This window comes from Streptomyces sp. BR123 (genome assembly GCF_013401435.1).
Taxonomy (GTDB): Bacteria; Actinomycetota; Actinomycetes; order Streptomycetales; family Streptomycetaceae; genus Streptomyces.
In genome coordinates this window covers 1-3,064 of record NZ_JACBGN010000491.1, presented here as the reverse complement: position 1 = coordinate 3,064, position 3,064 = coordinate 1, and the positions used below count along the sequence as shown (strand labels likewise).

The following is a 3,064-nucleotide window of genomic DNA, read 5'->3' as shown; positions in this document are numbered from 1 at the left end:
GGGTGGTGGGAAGGCGGGCGGCGGGGAGCTCCTGCCGGGTGTGGCGGGCGTCGAGGCGGCCCGTGCGCAGCTGGCGGGGCTGACGGTGGCGCCCGTGGGGACGATGGCCGGTTACGGCCGGGACAGGTTCACGCACTGGGCGGAGCAGGGCGGGACGTGCAACACGCGCGAGGTGGTCCTCCGGCGCGACGGTACGGACGTGGTGCAGGACGCGGAGTGCCGGGCCGTCTCCGGGACGTGGAAGAGCCTGTACGACGGGACCGTGGTGACCGATGCGTCGAAGGTGGACATCGACCACATGGTGCCGCTCGCCGAGGGGTGGCGTTCGGGCGCGTCCGCGTGGGACGCCGCCAAGCGGAAGGCGTTCGCCAACGACCTGGCCCGCCCGCAGCTGTTGGCGGTCACGGCGGCCTCGAACCGCTCCAAGGGCGACCAGAGCCCGGACCAGTGGCAGCCGCCGGACCGGTCGAGCTGGTGCCTGTACGGGCGGGCGTGGACGACTGTGAAGTCCGCCTACGGGCTGACGGTCACGGAGGCGGAGAAGAAGACGCTCACGAGGATGCTGGACACCTGCGCGGCATGACGGACGGCCGGCGGCGCTGCGGGCGGGCAGGCGCGGCAGGCAGGCGGCGCCGACGTGCGGGCAGGCAGGCGGCCGGGGCGCGGCGCCGGAGCGGCGCGCCCCGGCCGGGGGGTGCGGGGTCAGGCCTCGTACTCGGTGAGGTCGATGCCGTACACGCGGAGCAGGTGTCCGTGCTCCGGGTCGGTGGCCTCCGCCTCGGGGGCCATGCCGAGCTTCTCGGCCACGCGGTCCGAGGCCCGGTCGCCGGCCCGGACCACGGCGATGACGCGGTCCAGCCCGCGGTCCTGGAGGGCGAACTCCAGGGCGGCCTGGGCGGCTTCGGAGGCGTACCCCTGGCCCCAGTACTGCCGGCCGAGGCGCCAGCGGAGGTCGACGGCCGGCAGCAGCTCGGGCAGGTGCTCGGGCACCGACAGCCCGACCGCTCCGACCAGCTCACCGGAGCCCAGCAGTTCGACGGCGAAGAGGCCGAAGCCCTCCTCGTCCCATTCGTCCTCCCACCGCTCGATCTCGTCGGCGGTCTGCTCCAGGTCGAGCGGGGAGCCGTCGCCGATCCAGCGCATCACCGCCGGATCGGCGTTGATCTCCGACAGGGGGGCGAGGTCGTCTTCGTCCCAGCGGCGCAGGAGGAGGCGGGGGGTGCGGATCTCGGTCATGGCCCCCATCCTGCCGAAACGTCCCCGGCCTGCGGAAATCGGCGGCCGTCAGGGCTGGTGGAAGCGGACCTCGGGCGCATCGGCGGCGGGTCCGTCCAGCAGCGGCTGCGGTATCCCCTTGAGGTGCAGGTCGAAGAAGGCCCCGGCGTAGCGGCGGGTCAGCTCGACCGAGCGGTCGCCGGGCAGCGGGGTCATCCGCGGCAGTCCGAGCCGGTCGCTGACGGCGGGCCAGTCGGTGAAGGTGAAGTGGTGGGAGTCGGCGAAGGTGATCCAGCGCTTCCAGCCGTCGAGCCGGGGCCAGTTGGCGTCCCAGCCGGCCGGCTTGCCGGGGGTGCTGCCGGGGACGGTCCCGGCCCCGCCGAGCAGCATGAAGGGCCGGCCGTCCAGTCCGCCTTCGGGAACGGGCGAGAACAGTCCGCCGTCCATGTCGATGCCGGCGCGGACCCGCGGGTCGGCGGCCATCACGGCGGCCGCGGCGGAGCCCCCCATGGAGTGGCCGGCCGCGGCGATCCGCTTCCGGTCGATCAGGCCGGCGTGCCGCCAGTCCGGGTGCCGCCCGGTGAGCCGGTCCAGCAGGAAGGACACGTCGCGGGCGCGGTTGTCGGCCACCGGCTTGTAGTCCCTCGTCTGCTGCACGATCTCGCATGCCTTGCAGGTCAGGACGCGCCCGCCGGGAAAGCTCGTGCCGGCGGTCTCGTACGCGTGGTCCACGGCGGCGACCACGTGGCCGCGGGAGGCGAGTTCCTCGGCCAGCGAGGTGAGCGTGGCGCGCGGCACGGTGAAGCCGGGCGAGAGGACGACCAGGGGGTGGCGGCCGGCCACGGGGCGTGCGCCGGTACGGGCGTACGCCTTCGTCCCGGCCAGGCTCTCGACCGCGACCTGCTGCTCCAGGCCCCGGTCGGCGAGCAGCAGCCGGGCCTCGTCGTCGGTGAGGTACGGGGCCGAGGGCCCGCCGGTGCCGCGGTGGGCCGGGTAGCGCATGGTGACCATCAGCTCGCGCGGGCCTGACCCGGCCCAGGGGTCGGTGCGGCTGTGGTCGACGAGGTGGAGGGTCTCCTGCCCGACGGCGTACCGGCCGGTGGGGCGGGGCAGTTCGGGTATGACCGCCCCGGTGGTGGCGGGCGCGGACGCGGCGGCCGGCGCGGACGGTGCCCCCGGGGCGGGCCCGGCGGCCGAGGCGGTTCCGGCAGCGGTCAGGACGAGCGGCAGGATCAGGGCGCCTAAGGCGGCGGCAGCGGTGGCGGCGGTGCGGCGTCGGTTCATGGCATCGACGCTACGCGCCGGACACCATGGTGATCGTCGGCTCGGAGGCGGATCGGGGGCTCCGTCCGCAGGAGGGCCTGCCGTCCGCCTCAAGGCTGACGGCAGCCCGGCCCGCGCGGTGTCAGGAGACGCTGATCGAGTCCGGTTCGGCCCGCAGGTACGCGTGGGAGCCGACCGGCTCGTACGCGACCCGACCGATCGGCTCCGGTCCGGCGCAGGTCGGTGTCCGCCATGGCCCCATGGATGGCACGGGCCGCCGGCAGTCCCGTGCCGAGGCGGACTCCGGGCCGGCTCGGCCGGGCCGTACCCGCTCAGGGGCGCTCGAGGCCGGCGCAGGGCGGGGAGTAGGCGACGTACGGCAGGTGGGCCGTCCACTGGGCCCGGGTGATCCGGGGGCCGGTGCGGGCGCACGCTCCGGCGATCACCCGGGCGAGGTCGGTGCCCGCCAGCCGGACGGTGGTGTCGAAGCCGCCGGAGGCGAGCACGCTGCCGTCGGGGCTGAAGGCGACCGAGCCGACGGCGGTGGCGTGGCCGGTGAGGGTGGTGAGCGGCCCTGGGCGGGCTG

4 protein-coding genes are annotated in these 3,064 nt (G+C 75.6%); 1 reads left to right on the top strand and 3 read right to left on the bottom strand.

Going from position 1 to position 3,064, the window contains the following annotated elements:
• Positions 1-583, top strand: a 583-nt coding sequence (locus HYE82_RS35440; RefSeq protein WP_306439690.1) for an HNH endonuclease family protein, incomplete at its 5' end; no start/stop codon positions are given.
• Between the two features lie 119 nt (positions 584-702).
• Here the strand turns inward: HYE82_RS35440 and HYE82_RS35435 are convergent.
• The 3 genes from HYE82_RS35435 to HYE82_RS35425 all read right to left on the bottom strand — a co-directional run.
• Entirely contained in the window at positions 703-1,236 is a 534-nt protein-coding gene (locus tag HYE82_RS35435; RefSeq protein WP_179178339.1) for a GNAT family N-acetyltransferase, read from the bottom strand.
• Positions 1,237-1,284: 48 nt separating this feature from the next.
• Positions 1,285-2,499: an alpha/beta hydrolase gene (locus tag HYE82_RS35430; RefSeq protein WP_179178338.1), complete on the bottom strand. Its 1,215-nt coding sequence runs from the start codon at positions 2,497-2,499 to the stop codon at positions 1,285-1,287.
• A gap of 311 nt (positions 2,500-2,810) precedes the next feature.
• Positions 2,811-3,064 (bottom strand): WD40 repeat domain-containing protein (locus HYE82_RS35425; RefSeq protein WP_179178337.1); only part of this gene is annotated, 254 nt, incomplete at its 5' end.